The organism is Sphingomonas sp. FG14, from assembly GCF_057809675.1.
Window position 1 is genome coordinate 1,280,674 of record NZ_JBMDKK010000001.1, and the last position, 18,031, is coordinate 1,298,704.

The window sequence follows — 18,031 nt, forward strand, 5'->3', positions numbered from 1 at the left end:
CATGATGCAAGCCGATTATGCGCTGGAGGATCGCTATCGGAAGACGACGGGGCGCGTCTATCTCTCCGGATCGCAGGCGCTGGTCCGCCTGCCGATGATGCAGCGCGTCCGCGATCTGGCCAATGGGCTGAACAGCGCGGGCTTCATCTCCGGCTATACCGGTTCTCCGCTCGGCGGCTACGACACCGCGCTCAAGGCCGCGCGCAAGGATCTGGACGAACACCACATCGTCTTCCGGCCGGGCATCAACGAGGAACTCGGCGCGACCGCCGTCTGGGGATCGCAGCAGACCGACCTGTTCGGCGAGGCACGCTATGACGGCGTGTTCGCGCTCTGGTACGGCAAGGGCCCCGGGCTCGACCGCGCCGGCGACGCGCTGAAACATGGCAGCTATGCCGGATCGTCGCGGCATGGCGGCGTGCTCGTCCTCGCCGGCGACGATCATGGCGCAAAATCCTCGACCATCGCGCACCAGAGCGACCATGCCTTCATCCATTACGGCATGCCCTATCTCAACCCGTCGAGCGTGCAGGACTATCTGGACTACGGGCTTTACGGCATCGCGCTGTCGCGCTTTTCCGGCTGCTGGATCGGCATGAAATGCGTGACCGACACGATCGAGAGCAGCGCGTCGGTCGACATATCGCAGGACCGGCTGACGATCGCGCTGCCCGGCGGCGGCGCGACCGGCGAAGGCGCGCTGAATGCACGCTGGGGCATTCACCCGGTGATGGTCGAGCGACGCCATTATCAGGAGCGCATGCCCGCCGTGCATGCGTTCGTCCGCGCGAACGGGCTCAACCGCGCCGTCATCCATGGCGAGACCGGCCTGTTGGGCATCGTCACCACGGGCAAGGCGCATCTCGACCTGATGCAGGCGCTCGATCAGCTCGGGCTCGATCGCACGCAATGCCTGAAGCTCGGCATCGGCGTGTTCAAGGTGGCGATGCCCTGGCCGCTCGAACCCGAGGCGATCGCCGATTTCGCGCGCGCCTATGCCAATATCCTGGTCGTCGAGGAAAAACGGCCGGTGATCGAGCTGCAACTGGCCGGCATGTTCGTCAACGATCGATCGGCCCCGAACCTGCTCGGTAAGCTCGATGCGGAGCGCCGTCCGCTGGTGCCGGCGGAGGGCGAGTTGAACGCGCCCGATCTCGCGGCGATGCTGGCGGCGCTGCTCACCGGGCTCGGCGCGGACTCCACATTGCTGAGGGATGCGCCGCGATCGGCCCCGACGGTTGCAGGCGGATCACTGGTCAGGCTGCCCAGCTTCTGTGCGGGATGCCCGCACAACAGCTCGACCAGGGTGCCGCAGGGCAGCATCGCCTTCGGCGGGATCGGCTGCCACGGCATGGCAACCTTCCTGCCCGAACGGAACACGCCCACCCTTTTCCAGATGGGCGGCGAAGGCGCGCCCTGGATCGGATTGTCCCCCTTCACGAACCGCAAGCATATCTTCCAGAATCTGGGCGACGGCACCTATTATCATTCCGGCCTGCTGGCGATCCGCGCCGCCGTCGCGGCGGGCATCAACATCACCTACAAGATCCTGGTGAACGATGCGATCGCCATGACGGGCGGCCAGAGCATCGAAGGCAATGTCCGCGTCGACGCACTGACCCGGCAGGTTCATGCCGAAGGCGCGCGACGGATCGCCGTCGTCAGCGACGATATCGCCAAATATGACGGCCGCTATGATTTCGCGCCGGGCGTCACCATCCATCATCGCGACGATCTGGACCTGCTTCAGAAGGAGCTGCGCGAGACCGAGGGCGTCTCGATCCTGGTCTATGAGCAATATTGCGCTACCGAATTGCGCCGCCGCCGCAAGCGCGGGCGCGCCGAGGATCCCGATCGCCGGATCTTCATCAATCCCCGGATATGCGAAGGGTGCGGCGATTGCGGCGTGCAATCCAACTGCATCGCGATCGAGCCCGTCGAAACCCCGTTCGGGCGCAAGCGGCGCATCAACCAGTCCGCCTGCAACAAGGATTTCTCGTGCACCAAGGGCTATTGCCCGAGCTTCGTGACGGTGCACGGCGGCACGCCGAAGACGCGTAGCGCCGGCCGTGGCGCCGACATGCCCGCACAGGCCCTGGCATTGCTCGCCGACCTCCCCGAGCCCGTGCCGGCGCCGGTCGATACGCCCTTCAGCCTGCTGATCACCGGGATCGGCGGCGCCGGGGTCGTCACCATCGGCGCATTGCTCGGCATGGCCGCGCATCTCGAAGGCAAGGGATGCTCGGTGCTCGACGTCGCGGGGCTTGCCCAGCGCAACGGCCCCGTCACCAGCCATGTCCGCATCGCCGCACAGCCGGACCAGCTTCACGCAACGCGCATCACTATCGCCGACCTTGTGCTGGGCTGCGACATCGTGGTGACCACGGGTCAGGACGTGATGTCGAAACTGGCGGCGGGCGCCAGCCGCGCCGTGGTGAATACGCGCGTCGCGCCGACCTCGGCCTTTGCCGGCAATCCCGATCTCGATCTGGGCGCGGACCGGATGATGGACCTGATCCGCGCGGCGATCGGAACGGAACGCGCCGAATTCGTCGATGCCGGAAGGCTTGCCTATGCGCTGCTCGGCAACGAGATCGCCGCCAACCTGTTCCTGGTCGGCTACGCGCTGCAAAGGGGCTGGATGCCGCTTTCGCTCGGCGCGATCCTCAAGGCGATCGAGCTGAACGACGTCGGCGTCGCGATGAACAAGGCCGCGCTGGCCTGGGGCCGGATCGCGGCGGCGGATCCTGCCGCGGTCCAAAGCCTTGCATCCGACGGCGCGCAGGAGACGCGGGCGAGCGCGATCGAGACGGCCGAGGGCCTGATCGACCGCTTCGCCGACGAACTGGTCGCCTATCAGGACCGCGCCTATGCCGCGCGATACCGGGCGCTCGCCGAGCGCGTCCGCACCGCCGACCGGCGTTTTCCCGACCGGGATGACGCGCTCTCCAAGGCCGTCGCCCGCTATCTCTACAAGCTGATGGCCTTCAAGGACGAATATGAAGTCGCCCGGCTCTATAGCGACGGCAGCTTCATGAAGGCGCTCAGAGCCGAATTCGATGGCGATCTGCGCCTGGAATTCCATATGGCGCCGCCGATCCTGCAACGGCGCGATCCGGTGACCGGGCGATATCGCAAGCGTCGCTTCGGGCGGGGCACCATGTTTCTCTACAGGGTTCTCGCGAAGCTGAAATTCCTGCGCGGTTCCGTTTTCGACATCTTAGGACATGGTAGCCACCGCAAGGCCGAGCGCGCGCTGATCGCCGATTATGAGGCGATGATCGCCTCGCTGCTCGAACGGCTCGACAGCGACAATTACGATCTCGCCGTCCAGATCGCATCCTATCCCGAGCAGATCCGCGGCTATGACACGGTGAAGGACGCGCATCTCGAAAAGGCGCGCGCGCGGCTGGCCGAACAGCGCGAACGCTTCTTCACCCCCGCCCCTGTGGCGACCGTTCCCGCCAAATAGCCATCCATCCGATCGGAAACAGGCCGTGCTCAAGGACAGGACCGCAATCGTCGGGATCGGGGAAACCCCCTTCTCGAAAAACCTGGAAGCCTCCGAATTCCAGCTCGCCTGCCGCGCGATCAAGGCCGCGCTCGACGATGCCGGCATCCATCCTTCCGAAGTCGATGCGCTCTCCTGCTACACCTATGAGGAAACGCCCGAGTTCGAGATCGCGCGCAGCCTGGGCATGGGCGACGTCCATTATCTGTCGCAATCCCCGCATGGCGGCGGCGCGGGCTGCGGCGCCGTCGGGCATCTCGCGCTCGCCATCGCCGCCGGCATCGCCAAAGTCGGCGTCGTCTGGCGATCGCGAAAGCGCGGCGCGCGTTCGAAACGGCTCTGGGCCGGGGTGCAGGGCACCGTCACCGATCACTGGAAATGGTCGCGGCCGCAGGGGCTGCTCCGCCCCGTCGACGAGGTGGCGGTGCTCACGCGGCGCTATATGCACGATTACGGGCTGACGCGCGCTGAACTGGCCGAAGTCGCGCTGACGATGCGGGCCTATGCGCAGGACAATCCCAGGGCGCTGATGGGCGGACGCGCACTTTCGCTCGACGATTATCTGGGCGCACGGATGATTTCCGATCCGCTGTGCCTGTTCGACAATTGCCTGGAAAGCGACGGCGCGATCGCGCTTGTCCTCACGACGAGCGAGCGAGCCGCGGACGGACCGCGACGGCCGGTCCATATCCATGCCTTTTCGCAAGGCATGAAGGCGCAGCACCAGTTGATGACGGATTATCACGGCGCCGATCCGCTGTGCAGTTCCTCATGGAGCTGCGCCGCCAATCTGTGGCGCCAGTCCGATATCCAGCCAGTCGATATCGACGTCGCCCAATTCTACGACGCCTTTTCGCCCTTGGTGCTGTTCAGCCTGGAAGCCTATGGTTTCTGCGGGCGCGGCGAGGCCGGCCAGTTCGTTGCACGCGGCGGATTGCGCCCCGATGGCAAGCTGCCAGCCAACACATCGGGCGGCAGCCTGTCCGAAGTCTATCTCCACGGCATGAACCTGATGACGGAAGCGGTGAGGCAGCTTCGCGGCGACGCGCATACGCAGATTGCGGGCGCACAAACCTGCCTGGTCACCTCGTGCGACACGACCCCCAATGGCGCGCTGGTTCTTCGCAATTGAAAGCGCCGCGAACCCGAAAACGAGTTCAAAATGAGCCGGACCGAGGGTTACGAACACCTTGATACACTCTTCCGGCAAGCGACTTTCCGAACAGAGCAGACGATCGTTCCTGAACGACGAATATTCAGAGGACCATATTGTGACGCCACCGCAATTCTTGCCGATTGAAAGAACGATCTTCTCGAGCGAGCACGATCTCTTCCGCACCAATGTCCGCCGCTTCATGCAGGATTTCGTGATCCCGAACCTCGACAAGTGGAACAGGCAATGCCACCCGGACAGGGAGGTCTGGCTGGAAGCGGGCAAGCACGGCTTCCTCTGCGTCACCACGCCCGAGCAATATGGCGGCGCGGGCGCCGACCGGAAATATAGCGCGGTGCTGATCGAGGAGCAGCAACGCGCGAACGCCGCCGGCCCCGGCTTCGTCATGCATTCCGAAATCGTCGCGGGATATATCGAGCGCTTCGGGAACGAGGCACAGAAACAGGCATGGCTTCCCAGGATGGCGCGCGGCGAGGTCATCGGTTCGCTTGCGATGACCGAACCGCGCGGCGGTTCGGATCTGCGGGCGATCTCGACGCGCGCCGTGGTCGACGGCGACGATTATCTGATCAACGGATCGAAGACCTTCATCACCAACGGCTATATCACCGACCTGATCATCCTGGCCGCCAAGACCGAGCAGGATGACGGTTCCAGCGGCCTCTCGCTGTTCCTGGTGGAAGCCGACCGGGCCGGCGTCAGCAAGAGCCTGCCGCTCGACAAGGTCGGGCAAAAGGCACAGGACGCGGCGGAACTGTTCTTCGACAGCGTGCGCGTCCCCCGAAGCAACCTGCTGGGGCGCCAGGGCGAAGGGCTGCGCTACCTGATGCAGGAACTGGCATGGGAACGGCTGATGATCGCCATCCGCGCCACCGCGGGCTGCGAGGTCGCGCTTGAATCGACGGTGGATTACGTCAAGTCGCGCAACGCGTTCGGGCAGAAGCTGATCGATTTCCAGAATACCCGGTTCAAGCTGGCCGAATGCAAGACCAAGACGCAGATCGCGCGCGTCTATATCGACCAGTGCATCGAACTCGCATCGGCCGGCCGGCTCGACGCCGAAGCATCGGCCATGGCGAAATGGTGGTGCACCGAATTGCAGAACCGCGTGCTCGACGAGTGCGTCCAGTTGCATGGCGGCTACGGTTACATGCTCGAATATCCGGTGGCCCGGGCCTGGACCGATGCGCGCGCGCAGATGATCTATGGCGGCACCAACGAGATCATGAAGGAAATCATCGCGAGGAGCTTTTGACCATGGCCGCATCCCCCGATTTTCCCGATGGCGACGGCGTCGCGCTCGTCATCGGCGGCAGCGGCGGCATCGGCCGGGCGATCTGCGAGACGCTCGCCGCTGCAGGCGCCGATATCGTCCTGACCTATCGCACCAACCAGGCAGCGGCGGATGCGGTGGCGGAAACGGTTCGCGGCCATGGCCGTAGCGCCGATTGCCTGCCGCTCGCACTTGAGGACGAGGCTGCGGTCGCCAGCACCTGCACGCAGATCGTCGCGAAGCACCGGCGCATCCATACGGTGGTGAACGCCGCCGGATCGCATATCTCCATGAAGTTCGTCGGCGATATCGACCCCGGCGAATTCAGGCGGGTGATGGACGCCGACACCAACGGCTTCTTCAACCTGGCCCATGCGCTGCTGCCCCATATGCGCCAGCGCGGCGGCAGCTTCGTGACCATCAGCACCACCGGCCTGTCGAGATGGCCGGCAAAGGATGCGCTGTCGGTGGTGCCCAAGGCGGCGATCGACGCGCTGATGACGGGCATCGCGCGCGAGGAGGGCCGCAGCGGCATCCGCGCCAATACCGTCGCGCTGGGCCTGATCGACGCGGGGCTGTTCCGCAAGCTGATCGGCACCGCCTATGACGAGCGCTATATCGAGGCGGCGATCCGCAATTCGGCGCTGAAGCGGCTTGGAACGGCCGAAGAAGTCGCCGAAGCCGTGCTGTTCTTCGCATCGCATCGCGCGCGCTTCGTCACCGGACAGACGCTCACGCTGGACGGCGGCTACAGCCTCTAGGATCGAGGACAGCCGTATGAACACGGATTTCGACGTCGTCATATGCGGATCCGGCGCGGGCGGCCTGCTCGCCGCCGTCCGCCTGCACGATCTGGGCCTGCGCCCCATCGTCATCGAGAAGGCGCACCGCTATGGCGGCACCTCCGCCACGTCGGGCGGCGGCATCTGGATCCCCGATCATGGCATCGGCGACGGAAACGACAGCCGCGAACAAGCGCTCACCTATCTTCACGCGGTCAGCGGGAACGGCTTCCGCGCCGACAAGCTCGCCGCCTATGTCGATCGGGGCCGGGAGATGATCGGGTATCTTGCCCGGATCGGCGTGCCGATGATGCCGGTTCCCGGCTTTCCCGATTACATCGCGGGCGCGCCTGGCGCTTCGACGGGACGATCGCTGTTTCCGACCGAGATGGACGGCGCGGACCTTGGCGAGGCGTTCTTCAATCTGCGGGAGTCGCCGCTGGGCTACAGGCTGTTCGGCCGCTATGCGCTCAATCTCCAGCAATCCTTCGCGCTCTCCGCCCGGCGCACCGGCTGGCAATGGGTCGCCGCCCGGCTGATCCTGAAATATTGGCTGGACCTGTCCTGGCGCCGCAGGACGCATCATGATCGGCGGCTCACGATGGGCCGGGCATTGATCGGCGGCTTGCGCAAGGCCATGCTCGATCGGGATATTCCGCTGCTGCTCGATTGCGGCGCGACCGGCCTGTCCGTCGATCAGGGGCGCGTGACCGGCGTCGAGGCGATCCTCAAGGGAAATGCCGTGCGCTTCGACGCGCGTGCCGGGGTGATCCTGGCTGCGGGCGGCTTCGAACAGAACCAGGCGCTTCGCGACGAGTTGCTGCCCGTCACCACCGACGCCCGATGGAGCCTGACCCCCAAAGGCATGAATGTCGGCGATGCGCTGCTGATGGGAAGCCGGATCGGCGCCGATACCGAATGCCTCGATGCCAATTGGTGGGCGCCGAGCATGCAATTGCCCTCGCGCGCCGTGCCCAATCTCGACGTCGCACAGCCGATGTTCTTCGACCATCGCCACCCCTTCAGCCTGTGCGTCAACCGGCTCGGCCGCCGTTTCGTGAACGAAAGCTGTTCCTATGACGAGTTCGGCCAGGCGATGATCGCAGACCAGCAGCGGACCGGCGCCAACATCCCGTGCTGGATGGTCTTCGACGCCAAGTTCCGCGCGCGCTATCCATGCGGCGCGATCCTGCCCAGCTTCGTGATGCCCGATCGCAGCCTTCCCGTCGAATGGTGGGACAGCTACATCTTCAAGGCAGACAGCATCGAGGCGCTCGCGGTGAAGATGGGCGTCGATGCGGTAACATTGGCCGACACGGTCGGAACGATGAATCTCTACGCCCGGAACGGCAAGGACGAGGCGTTCGGCCGCGGCGAAAATGGTTTCGATCGCTATTTCGGCAAGGGCGATGTCGGCCCCAATCCGTGCATGGGGCCGGTCGATACGCCGCCTTATTATGCGGTCAGGATCGATCTCGGCGATCTGGGGAGCAAGGGCGGCCTCAAGACCGACGCAGACGGGCGGGTGATGCCACGGGAGGGAAAGGCCCTCTCCAACCTTTATGCGATCGGGAACAGCGCGGGCTCCCCCTTCGGCGATTGCTATCCGGGCGGCGGCGGCACCTTGGGGCCCGCGACCGTCTTCGCCTATATCGCCGCCGACCATATCGCCGGCAGCATCCGATAAATGCGCGTCAGGCCGGGACCGCGTCTTCCGGGACGCTCGGCCGATACAGCGCCTCCTCGGCCCTCATATAACCCATGGACAGCCTCACCATCTCGTCGATGAAGACCTCATCGGTCAGGTCGGCAGGCTCTTCCAATATGTAGCGCCTGATGTTCGACAGCACCGCGATCTCGAGGATGTTCAGCGACCGATCGAGATTCGTCACGGTGATCTCGTCGGCGTGACGCTCGAACAGCGCCCTGCTGGTGGCGTGGGTGAATTTCTCCACCGACAGGTTCCGCGTCAGTTCGACAAGCTCGGGCGTCTGCTTGGACAGCGAATAGAGAAGCACCTTATGCTCGCGGAAATTCTCAAGCAGATAGGTCAATATCCTGCGGCTTGCGTCCGCCAGCGGCAAATCCATCGATTCCTGCAGGATGATCCGCACGCCATTCGCGAGCCGCGAAACCTTGAGTTCGATCAATGCGGAGAGCAGCGAATCCTTGTTCGGAAAATATTGATACAGTGACCCGATGCTGACGCCGGCACGCTCGGCAATGTAATTGGTCGTGGCCTTGTCATACCCATCCTTCAGGATGATGATCTCCGCCGCCTCCAGGATCGCTTCCGATGTGACCTTGGCCCGGCTCTGTATCGGTGTTTTCCGTCGCAATGTTCAAGCCTTTGAATTTTTGATCTTGTTGACGAAGACTGCGGGATACGCGCCAGAACGGTCACCTCTCCCGAATATTCCGCATCCTCCCAAATCGCGACATGGCGATCCCTCCACAGGCGGTTTCCGACTATCAGTCATCGACCGGCTTCGCCATTGGAAAATGGGCCGGATTTACCAGGGCAAGACGTCCAACCCATCCCCAAAGGTCGAGCAACAGCGTCACCTGTCCGGGACTCAAATCGTCGCACAAGAAACCGCTTGACCTCAACATTGGTTGAGGAATTATCCACGCGCTCCCAAGACAGGAGCGCCCCCCATGACTTTCACTGAATCGCTGACAATCGCGGGCCTTCCCGGCCCCCGTATCCTTGCCGTGGGCGGCCGGACCGAGGTGCTGGAAACGATCATCGACGAACTGGCGGCGGCCGGCCTCACCGCCAGGGGCGAGACCATCGGGCGTGCGCTTGCCGGCATCGACGGCGCGTTCGACCTGATCTCGTTCGGCGCTGGCGTCTCGGTGGAAATCGCGGAGGCTCTCGAGCGGCAACTCCGCCAAAACTCACCCGATGCCCGCTTCATCCGCACCTATGCGCCCTATGCGGCACACCAGATCACTGCCGCCGCGCGGGGAATAGCAACACCGACGGTCGACCTGCCCGCCTATTGCGATCGCATCGGCCATGCGGGACCGCTCGAGCCAACGATCGAGACGCTTCGCGCACTCCAGCGACATCATCTCGCATCGATCAGCTTCGAGGCGATCGACGTGCTGCTCGGTCGCGGGATAGACCTGTCCCCGGACGCGATCGATGCGAAACTGATCGGTGCGCGCAGGGGCGGTTATTGCTACGAACAGAACGGCCTGTTCAAGCGCGTGCTCACCGCGATCGGCTTCGAGGTGGACGGACTCGTCGCCGGTGTGCGCTGGATGAAGGCGCCCGGCGCCGCCCCGCCGCCGCGCACCCATATGGCCTTGCGCGTCACGATCGACGGCATCCCCTGGCTCGCCGATGTCGGTTTCGGATCGAGCGTTCCGCCCACTCCGCTGCGGCTCGACATCGAGGACGAACAGCCGACGGGCCATGAGGTTTTCCGGTTCGTGGGCGTGGGAACCGGCCTGTACCTCCAGGCCCATATCCAGGATGGATGGCAGACGCTCTACGATCTGTCGCCCGAACCGATGCTCGACAGCCATTATGCGCTGTTCAACTGGTACACTTCCACCAGCCCGGCCTCGATCTTCCGCCAGCAGTTGATCGTCGCCCGGATCACTGCCGAAGCGCGCCACACGCTGCTCGGCAATCGCCTGACCATCCGTGCGGCCGGAGGCGAGGTTGAACGCCGCCAACTCGATACCGACGGCATCACGCATGCGCTCGGCGATATCTTCCTGCTCGATGCCGACGAAGCATGGCGCCCGGTGATCGATCGCGCAGCCGCCGGATGACATGCCACGCTCCGCGCCCCGGCTTACATGAAGTTCATGTGCCGGTCAGTTTGCCAACGGGCGGGACATGGCAGGATCACCACATCGATGGAGTGAGTCCGATGGAAGCCGCAGCCAGCACCGCATCCGCTGCCTTGCCGCACGATTGCGCGGCGGGGCGGCACGTGGTTTCGAACCATGTGTGGACCGACACATCCGGCGTCCGCCATGGACATTGCCGTTATTGCGGCTGCGAGCTGCGGCGCTTGCCCGCGATCGGACGCTGGTATCGTTCCGGCCTGATGGGATAGCGGCTCTTCCCCGTCCGATCAGGATTCGACCGGCCGGCCACCCTTCCACACCGCATTGATCGCGGTCGAATCCTCGTAGAGCAGCGCGATATCGTCGAGCGGGTTGCCGTCGATGACGAGGAAGTCGGCGAAGGCGCCGGGCGCGATCGTGCCGAGTTCCCCTTCCCTGCCCAGGATCGCGGCGTTGACCGAGGTTGCCGATTCCAGGATCTGGAAAGGCGTTTCAGCCTGCGCGCGCAGGCGGAACTCGTCGCGCTGATGGCGGTGGAGCGTGCCCAGCAGATCGGTGCCGAACCCCAGCCGGACGCCCGCGCGCCGGCAGATGCGGATCGCCTCTAGCCCCTGCCCCGCCACATCCTCCAGCTTGGCGAGCAGATGCGGCGCGGCGCCTTCGGCGACGCCGTTGCGGCGGAACGCCTCATAGGTGGCGAGCGTCGGGACGACAAAGGCGCCGTGCTCCGCGACCGCCCGTGCCGCCGCCTCGTCGATCAGATTGCCATGCTCGATCGTGCGCACGCCCAACCGGACGGCGCGCGCGATCGTTTCGGCGGTATAGGCGTGCGCCGCGACATAGGCGCGGCGGCGGCGCGCCTCATCGACCACAGCCGCGATCTCGTCCTCCGAGAATTGCAGCATCCAGATCGGATCGCTGGGCGAGGCGATGCCGCCCGAGACGAAGATCTTCAAGTGATGCGCGCCCTGGCGCAGCGCCTCGCGCGCCGCCTTGCGCATCGCATCGACACCGTCGACGCGCTCGGCCAGGATGCCGCGCCCGGCGCATCCGCAGACATCATCATGCTCGTGCGGCGCGCGGATATCGCCATGCCCGCCGCTCTGGCTGAAGGCGCGGCCGCAGTAGAACAGGCGCGGGCCGGCGATCCAGCCTTCCTCGATCGCGCGCCACAGCCCGTAATCGCCGCCGCCCACGTCGCGCACCGTCGTGAAACCGCGCTTCAGCGCATCCTCCATCAGGTGCCGCGCGCGCTGCGCCAGATAGGTGGGCGGCAGGCTTTCGAGCCGGACAAAGTCGATGTCCGACGCATAGGCGTGGAAATGCGCGTCGATCAGGCCCGGGATCACGCAGCGCCCATCCATGTCGATGACGGTATCCGCCGCTTCGGCGGTATCGACGGGCAGGATCGAGGCGAAGCGATCGCCCTCGATCAGGATCGCGGCGCGATCGGTCAGTTCGGGGCTGACGCCGTCGAAAACGGCTATGTTACGAAGAAGCGTGCGCTGCATCATGTTTCCCGATCCTGAGAGAGGCGAACGAAAGCGTGAAGGCGATGACGAAACCGTCGAGCGCCGAGACACCGCTTAACCCGATGCCATGATATTCGCTGAGCGCGGCGGCGAGGCTGCCCAGCGCCCAGATCGCCAGATTGGCGAAGCGGAATCCGGCCGGCCCTTCGGGGCCGTCGTGCGGCGCGAACAGCGCCTCATTCGCCAGGATGGCGGCGGCAGGCGGAAAAACGAAAGCCAGCAATACAAGAAAGCCGACAAAGCCGGCCTGGACGCCGGCGAGCGCCAGCCCCATGCCGAGGATCGTCGTCGCCAGGACGATCGCCGGAAACCACAGGCCGCGCAGCCAGGTCGAGGTCGCGAGCGCCGAGGAATAGAGGCACATGATGCCGTTCTGCATCAGCCCGAGCGGCAGCATCAAGGTCAGCATCACCGGCATGCCGAGCGCAAGCAGGATGGCGATCGGCGCATCGCTGCGCGTCACCGCGCCCGCCGCCGCATAACAGCCGAGCACCACCGCCCAGACCGGACCGAGCGCCACGCCCGCCGCGATCGCGGCATCGCGCGCCTTGGCGACGAACCGGCTGTAATCGGGCATGATCAGGCAACCGACGACATAAGCGCCGACAATCGCGGAAATGCCGGTACCGATCGAGACGGCGCCGATGCTCGCCGGGGCTTCGCCCAGCCGGGGGATGGCGGCGATGGCGACGAAACCGACCAGCAGGGTCAGCAACGGCGCGAAGATCAGGGGTGCTCGGGCGATCACGGCGATGCCGAACATCGCGATCACGCCGATGACGATCGACGCGCCGATGATGCCCGGCACCGGCGATATCCCGATGCCCAGCGCCAGCCGCATCGCGCTTGCAAGCAAATCGCCGATAAACCCCATTTCGACCGCGAACCAGCCAAGCAAAGCGGCGCCCAGCGCGACGTTGAGAACCAGCGCGCCGTGGAGACCGAAGCTCCGTTCGGCCAGCAATGCCGTGGAACGGCGCGAGCGGACACCCGCCCAGGCCATCAGCATCGCGAGCGCCGCAGTCAGCGCACAGCCGATCGCGATGATCAGCCCGCCTTGCGCCATGCCGTGATCGCGCCCGATCGATCCGCCCAGGAAGATGATGGGCACGCCGATCACCGCATTGGCGACGATCAGCGCGATCGCCGCCGCCGGGCGCGTCGCCCGATCCTCGGGAACGGGCTCGCGCGGGAAATCGCCGCTCACGCGATGCCGACCAGGATCTTGCCGATCTGCTGCTGGCTGTCGAGCCGGCGGTAGGCCTGGATCGCATCGTCGAAGGGCACCACTATATCGATCACCGGGCGCAGGCCGGCGGCGATCTCGGTTTCGATCCAGGCGATGGCGCGGGCGAGTTGTTCCGGATGCCGGACATGGTTGAACATCGAATAGGGATGGATCACCGCCGCGCGGCGAACGAGGCGGACAATGTCGAGCTCGGTCGCCCCGCCGGACAAGAGGCCGTAGATGAAGATTCGCGCATCGTCGGCCAGCGCATCGAGATAGGCATCGACGAACGGGCCGCTGACAGGATCGAAAACCACGCGGACGCCCTTCCCCGCCGTTTCGGCCATGATGCGCGCCGCGAGGTCGTCACCCTTGCTCACCACCAGCACCGCGTCCGCGCCGAACGAGCGGATCATCTCCGCCTTGTTCGGTGATCGCGTGGTCGCGACGACACCGGCGCCGCAGCGCTTGGCAAGCTGGATCGCGGCGATGCCGGCACTGCTGCTCGCAGCGGGGATCAGCACATGATCGCCCGGGCCGATGTCGGCGACGCCGATCAGCGCGAACCAGGCGGTCAGATACTGCATCCAGCTTGCCGCCGCCTGTTCGGCGGTGAGCGCTTCCGGCCAGGGGGCGAGATAGGCCTGGGGCACGGTCGCGAACTCGCCCTGCACACCATAATCGGCATTGTGGAAGGGCACGGTGCAGACGCGGCGGCCAACCAGCGCCGGATCGACATCCGCGCCCACCGCGACCACGATGCCCGCGCATTCCGATCCGATGCGCGACGGCAATCGGGGCAGCGAATAATGCTCACCGCGCGAGAAGAGCCAGTCGGCGCGGTTGAGCGCGAAGGCGGCGACCTGGATCCGCACCTCGCCGGGCCCCAGCGGCGCGTGCCCGATCCGGTCGATCGCCAGCACATCGACCGGATCGCCCAGCGCATGGAAGCGGAGCGCGCGGAAATCGCTCACCGCGCAGCCCCGGCGACATCGACGCCATAATCGCGCGCGGCCTGTTCGGCGGTGACATAGCCGTTGCGGATATCGCGCAGCAGCGCATCGCGATCGCGCTGACGCGGATCGCCATGGCCGCCGCCGCTGGCGGTGTAGATGCGGATCACCTCGTCGCGGCGCACCGGCACGGTGGTGCACATGGTGTGGCGCTCGACGCTGCCGTCATGCCGATGGATCTCGGCATAGTTGGTCGATCCCTGCTGGCCACCGTCGAGCGCCCAGGGCCGCGCCTCGCTGCGCGACGTGGCATAGGTGAGATAGGCCTCGTCAGCGGTTACGCGATAGTCGAGCACGACGCCCTTGCCGCCGCGCTGGCGGCCGGCGCCGCCATCGGCATTGTGGAAGGCATATTGATCGACCTGGAGCGCGTAGCGGCTTTCGAACAGTTCGCAGGGGATGTTGTAGGTCTCGCCATTGGCGCAGCAGAACTGGCCATTGTCGCCATCGAGATCGGACGATGCGCCCCAGCCGCCGACCAGCGGCTCGCCCATCACGAACAGTTCGCCATTTTCCGGCCGAAGTCCCGAGATGAAGGTCGCGCCCACGGTGCGCTGGTGCCCGGCCGACAGGCGACGCGGCAGCACCGGCGCCAGCGCTTTCCAGAACACGTCGATCGCGGCGATCAGCGGTTCGTAATAAAGCGACACCGGCGCCGGCGCCTGCGCGCTGATGATGGTGCCGGGCGGGCAGACGATCCTGAGCGGGCGGAAGCAGCCGCCATTGGCGGGGATGTCGGGATTGGTGACCGCCTTGAACAGGCAGCGCGCGCCCGTCACCAGCCCGGTATAGGAGCAGTTGATCGGCCCGGTGGTCTGCAATGCCGTGCCGCTGTAATCGACGATCATCTCGTCATCGGTGATCGTCACCTTCACGCGGATCGGGAACGGCCCGTTGCCCAGGCCATCCTCCTCCACCAGATCCTCGGCCTCGAACACGCCCTTGGGCAGCTTGACGAGTTCGGCGCGCGTCATCCGCTCGCCATAATCGAGCAGTTCGCGCATCGCTTCGAGCAACTGATCGCGGCCATAGCGATCGAGCAGTTCGCCGATCCGCCGCGCACCGACGCGCGCGGCGGCGACGCCGGCATGCATGTCGCCGATCGTCGAATCGGGCAGGCGGACATTGTCGCGGATGAGTTGCACCAGCGCCGCATTGACCTCTCCGCGATCATAGAGCTTGAGGAAGGTGAAGCGCAGCCCTTCCTGGTAGATCTCGGTGGCGTTGGTCGAGACGCTGCCCGGCTGGGCCCCGCCCACTTCGGTCCAGTGCGCCTTGTTCACCGTCCACGCGATCAGTTCCTCGCCGTCGAAGACGGGAACGAGGATCACGACGTCGGACAAATGGGTGCCGCCGCCCTCATAGGGGGTATTGGACATGAAGACGTCGCCCGGCCGGATCGATGCCGGATCGGGATAATGCTGGAGCAGCGAGACCACGGCGGTGTCGAGTGTCGCGAGGAAGGCGGTGACGCCATTGCCCTGCGCCAGCAGGTTGCCGGTCGCGTCGGTCGCGCCCACCGCGAAATCGGTGGTCTCGTAGATGATCGGGCTCATGCTCGTGCGGATCATCGCGTTGAACATCTCGTCGCCCAGCGCGACGATCGCGTCCTTGATGATCTCGATCGTGAAGATGTCGTGCTGCATCGGATCGCTCCTCAGGCTGCCAGATGGATGTGGTAATTGCCGTATTTGTCGATCGTCACGCGGTGCGGCGGCGGCACGACGCAGGTGACCGAAGGCTCCTGGATGATCGCCGGCCCCTGGAAGGCCATGCCCGGTTCCAGGCGCAGCCCGTCGTAGATCGTCGCATCGTGGATGCCGTGCTGGTCGAAATCGACGCTGCGCGTGGCGATCACCGCATCGCCGAGCGCGCAGCCGGTGACAGGCTTTTCGGCAAGTTCGGGCTTGTTGACCGCGATCGTCGCGACGAGGTGGAAGTTCACCACCTCGATCGCATTGCCGAGGCGATAGGTGAAGCGCTTCTCGTGCGCGGCGTGGAAGGCGTCGGCGGTCGCGGCGATATCGACATCGCCGTCGGCGGAGCGCACCGCCGCGATCTTCACCGTATGCTCCTGCCCGATATAGCGCATGTCGAGGAAATGCTCGAAGCCGACATCGTCGCGGCCGTAATCGTCCATCGCCTGAAGCCGCATCGCCGCGAAGCCGCTTGCGAGTTCCGCCACCTGGGCGGGTTCGAGCCGGGTCAGGTGGGTCTGGAGATAATCGCGCCTGAGATCCGTGAGCAACATGCCCCAGGCCGAGAAGACCGAGGAATTGACAGGCACGATCACGTGCGGGACGCGCAGTTCTTCCGCCAGCGCCACCGCGTGCATCGCCCCACCCCCGCCAAAGGCCATCAGCGCGAAATCACGCGGGTCATAACCCTTGTTGGTCGAGACCAGCCGGAGCGCTGCGGTCATATTGGCATTGGCGATGCGGACAATGCCGCGCGCCACTTCCTCGCGCGAGAGATTGAGCCGCGCCTGGAGCGGCGCAAAGGCGGCATCGACCGCCGCCCAATCGGGCTCGCGTTCACCGCCGACGAAGCTTGCCGGATCGATGCGGCCGAGCACCAGATTGGCGTCGGTCGTCGTCGCATTGGTGCCGCCATGGCCATAGGCCGCCGGCCCCGGCCTGGCGCCCGCCGAACGTGGGCCGACATGCAGCTTGTCGCCTTCGTCGATCCAGGCGATCGAGCCGCCGCCATTGCCGATCTCGACGATCTCAGACACGGCTGTCTGGATCGGATAGCCGGGATTCCGGGCGTCGCGCTCGATATGATATTCCGTGGTGACCTTGACTTCGCCATCCTCGACCAAGGTGCATTTGGCGGTGGTGCCGCCGATATCGAGCACGATCAGATTGGGCTCGTCGATGCGTCGCCCCATATAGGCGGCGGCGAAGATGCCGCTGGCGGGGCCGGATTCGACCATCGCGATCGGATTGGCCTTGGCCGCCTCCGCCGTCGCGATGCCGCCATTGGACTGCATCATGTAGAGCGGATGCGCATAGCCGCCATCTTTCAGCCGATCCTCGAGCCGCTCGACGTAGCGCTGGGTGATCGGGTGGACATAGGCCGACAGCACGGTGGTGTTGGTGCGTTCATATTCGCGCCATTCGCGGCTCACCTCATGCGAGGCGAGCACCGAGACCTCGGGCCAGAGCCGGCGGATCTCCGCGACCACCGCGCGCTCATTGGCGGGCTCGACATAGGCATGAAGGAACGCCACCGCGATCGCCTCGACGCCATCGGCGCGAAACGCGTCGATCATCGCCGGCAATGGCGACAGATCGACCGTCCGTTCGATCGTGCCGCGATAGGTGACGCGCTCGTCAAGTTCGCCGCGCAGATAGCGTTCGACAAAGGGTTTGGGCTTGCGGAAATTGAAGTTGAACAGATCGGGGCGGTTGCCGCGCGCGATCTCGATGACGTCGCGGAAGCCCTTGGTCGTGATCAAGGCGGTCTTCACGCCCTTGCGCTCGGTCAGCGCGTTGATCACCACGGTCGAGCCATGCGCGAAGAAATCGAGTTCGCCGATCGGCACGCCCGACTTGGCGAGCGTATCGAGCACGCCCTGCTCGAAGTTCGGCGGCGTGGTGTCCGCCTTGGCGGTGCGAACCTCGCCGCATTGGCCGGTCTGGGGATCGACCTGATAATAGACGAGGTCCGTGAAGGTCCCGCCGACATCGCTGGATGCGCGCACCC

At 65.4% G+C, this 18,031-nt stretch carries 13 protein-coding genes; 7 read left to right on the forward strand and 6 right to left on the reverse strand.

Annotation, left to right across the window (positions count from 1 at the left end):
- The first annotated feature begins 1 nt into the window (after position 1).
- The 5 genes from ACODTA_RS06140 to ACODTA_RS06160 all read left to right on the forward strand — a co-directional run bounded on the left by ACODTA_RS06140 (position 2) and on the right by ACODTA_RS06160 (position 8,427).
- A complete protein-coding gene (locus tag ACODTA_RS06140; protein WP_489064923.1) occupies positions 2-3,472 on the forward strand; it encodes an indolepyruvate ferredoxin oxidoreductase family protein in 3,471 nt (1,156 codons plus the stop codon).
- A gap of 25 nt (positions 3,473-3,497) precedes the next feature.
- Positions 3,498-4,643: a thiolase C-terminal domain-containing protein gene (locus ACODTA_RS06145; protein ID WP_489064924.1), complete on the forward strand. Its 1,146-nt coding sequence runs from the start codon at positions 3,498-3,500 to the stop codon at positions 4,641-4,643.
- Positions 4,644-4,800: 157 nt separating this feature from the next.
- Positions 4,801-5,940 carry an acyl-CoA dehydrogenase family protein gene (locus ACODTA_RS06150; RefSeq protein WP_489064925.1) on the forward strand — a complete coding sequence of 380 codons (1,140 nt, stop codon included), beginning with the start codon at positions 4,801-4,803 and terminating at the stop codon, positions 5,938-5,940.
- Positions 5,941-5,942: 2 nt separating this feature from the next.
- Entirely contained in the window at positions 5,943-6,719 is a 777-nt protein-coding gene (locus tag ACODTA_RS06155) for an SDR family NAD(P)-dependent oxidoreductase (protein ID WP_489064926.1), read from the forward strand.
- Positions 6,720-6,735: 16 nt separating this feature from the next.
- Positions 6,736-8,427, forward strand: coding sequence for an FAD-binding protein (locus tag ACODTA_RS06160; RefSeq protein WP_489064927.1), 1,692 nt, complete (start codon positions 6,736-6,738; stop codon positions 8,425-8,427).
- Between the two features lie 7 nt (positions 8,428-8,434).
- Here the strand turns inward: ACODTA_RS06160 and ACODTA_RS06165 are convergent, their stop codons facing one another.
- A complete protein-coding gene (locus ACODTA_RS06165) occupies positions 8,435-9,079 on the reverse strand; it encodes a TetR/AcrR family transcriptional regulator (RefSeq protein WP_489064928.1) in 645 nt (214 codons plus the stop codon).
- A 319-nt stretch (positions 9,080-9,398) separates the two neighbouring features.
- Here ACODTA_RS06165 and ACODTA_RS06170 point away from each other — a divergent pair, with 319 nt between their 5' ends.
- Both ACODTA_RS06170 and ACODTA_RS06175 read left to right on the forward strand, forming a co-directional pair.
- Complete coding sequence (locus tag ACODTA_RS06170; protein WP_489064929.1) at positions 9,399-10,529, forward strand: arylamine N-acetyltransferase family protein; 1,131 nt, start codon at positions 9,399-9,401, stop codon at positions 10,527-10,529.
- 101 nt (positions 10,530-10,630) lie between these two features.
- Positions 10,631-10,819 carry a hypothetical protein gene (locus ACODTA_RS06175; protein ID WP_489064930.1) on the forward strand — a complete coding sequence of 63 codons (189 nt, stop codon included), beginning with the start codon at positions 10,631-10,633 and terminating at the stop codon, positions 10,817-10,819.
- A gap of 18 nt (positions 10,820-10,837) precedes the next feature.
- Here ACODTA_RS06175 and ACODTA_RS06180 read toward each other — a convergent pair whose 3' ends face one another.
- From ACODTA_RS06180 to ACODTA_RS06200, 5 genes are read right to left on the reverse strand one after another with little or no spacing between them, the layout of a single operon-like run.
- Positions 10,838-12,061 carry a metal-dependent hydrolase family protein gene (locus ACODTA_RS06180; protein WP_489064931.1) on the reverse strand — a complete coding sequence of 408 codons (1,224 nt, stop codon included), beginning with the start codon at positions 12,059-12,061 and terminating at the stop codon, positions 10,838-10,840.
- Entirely contained in the window at positions 12,039-13,289 is a 1,251-nt protein-coding gene (locus ACODTA_RS06185) for a purine-cytosine permease family protein (RefSeq protein ID WP_489064932.1), read from the reverse strand. Before ACODTA_RS06185 ends, ACODTA_RS06180 begins: the two co-directional genes overlap by 23 nt.
- The gene (locus ACODTA_RS06190; RefSeq protein WP_489064933.1) at positions 13,286-14,284 is read right to left on the reverse strand and encodes a zinc-dependent alcohol dehydrogenase family protein; all 999 of its coding nucleotides are present in this window, start codon (positions 14,282-14,284) and stop codon (positions 13,286-13,288) included. Before ACODTA_RS06190 ends, ACODTA_RS06185 begins: the two co-directional genes overlap by 4 nt.
- Complete coding sequence (locus ACODTA_RS06195) at positions 14,281-15,969, reverse strand: hydantoinase B/oxoprolinase family protein (protein ID WP_489064934.1); 1,689 nt, start codon at positions 15,967-15,969, stop codon at positions 14,281-14,283. Before ACODTA_RS06195 ends, ACODTA_RS06190 begins: the two co-directional genes overlap by 4 nt.
- A gap of 11 nt (positions 15,970-15,980) precedes the next feature.
- Positions 15,981-18,029, reverse strand: coding sequence for a hydantoinase/oxoprolinase family protein (locus ACODTA_RS06200; protein WP_489064935.1), 2,049 nt, complete (start codon positions 18,027-18,029; stop codon positions 15,981-15,983).
- Between the last annotated feature and the right edge of the window lie 2 nt (positions 18,030-18,031).

What these genes read in the sequence shown, in the direction of transcription:
- ACODTA_RS06140 (WP_489064923.1), top strand. Translation starts at nt 2, where the DNA reads ATGATGCAAGCCGATTATGCGCTGGAGGATCGCTATCGGAAGACGACG.
- ACODTA_RS06155 (WP_489064926.1), top strand. Translation starts at nt 5,943, where the DNA reads ATGGCCGCATCCCCCGATTTTCCCGATGGCGACGGCGTCGCGCTCGTC.
- ACODTA_RS06160 (WP_489064927.1), top strand. Translation starts at nt 6,736, where the DNA reads ATGAACACGGATTTCGACGTCGTCATATGCGGATCCGGCGCGGGCGGC.
- ACODTA_RS06170 (WP_489064929.1), top strand. Translation starts at nt 9,399, where the DNA reads ATGACTTTCACTGAATCGCTGACAATCGCGGGCCTTCCCGGCCCCCGT.
- ACODTA_RS06175 (WP_489064930.1), top strand. Translation starts at nt 10,631, where the DNA reads ATGGAAGCCGCAGCCAGCACCGCATCCGCTGCCTTGCCGCACGATTGC.
- ACODTA_RS06180 (WP_489064931.1), bottom strand. Translation starts at nt 12,061, where the DNA reads ATGCAGCGCACGCTTCTTCGTAACATAGCCGTTTTCGACGGCGTCAGC.
- ACODTA_RS06195 (WP_489064934.1), bottom strand. Translation starts at nt 15,969, where the DNA reads ATGCAGCACGACATCTTCACGATCGAGATCATCAAGGACGCGATCGTC.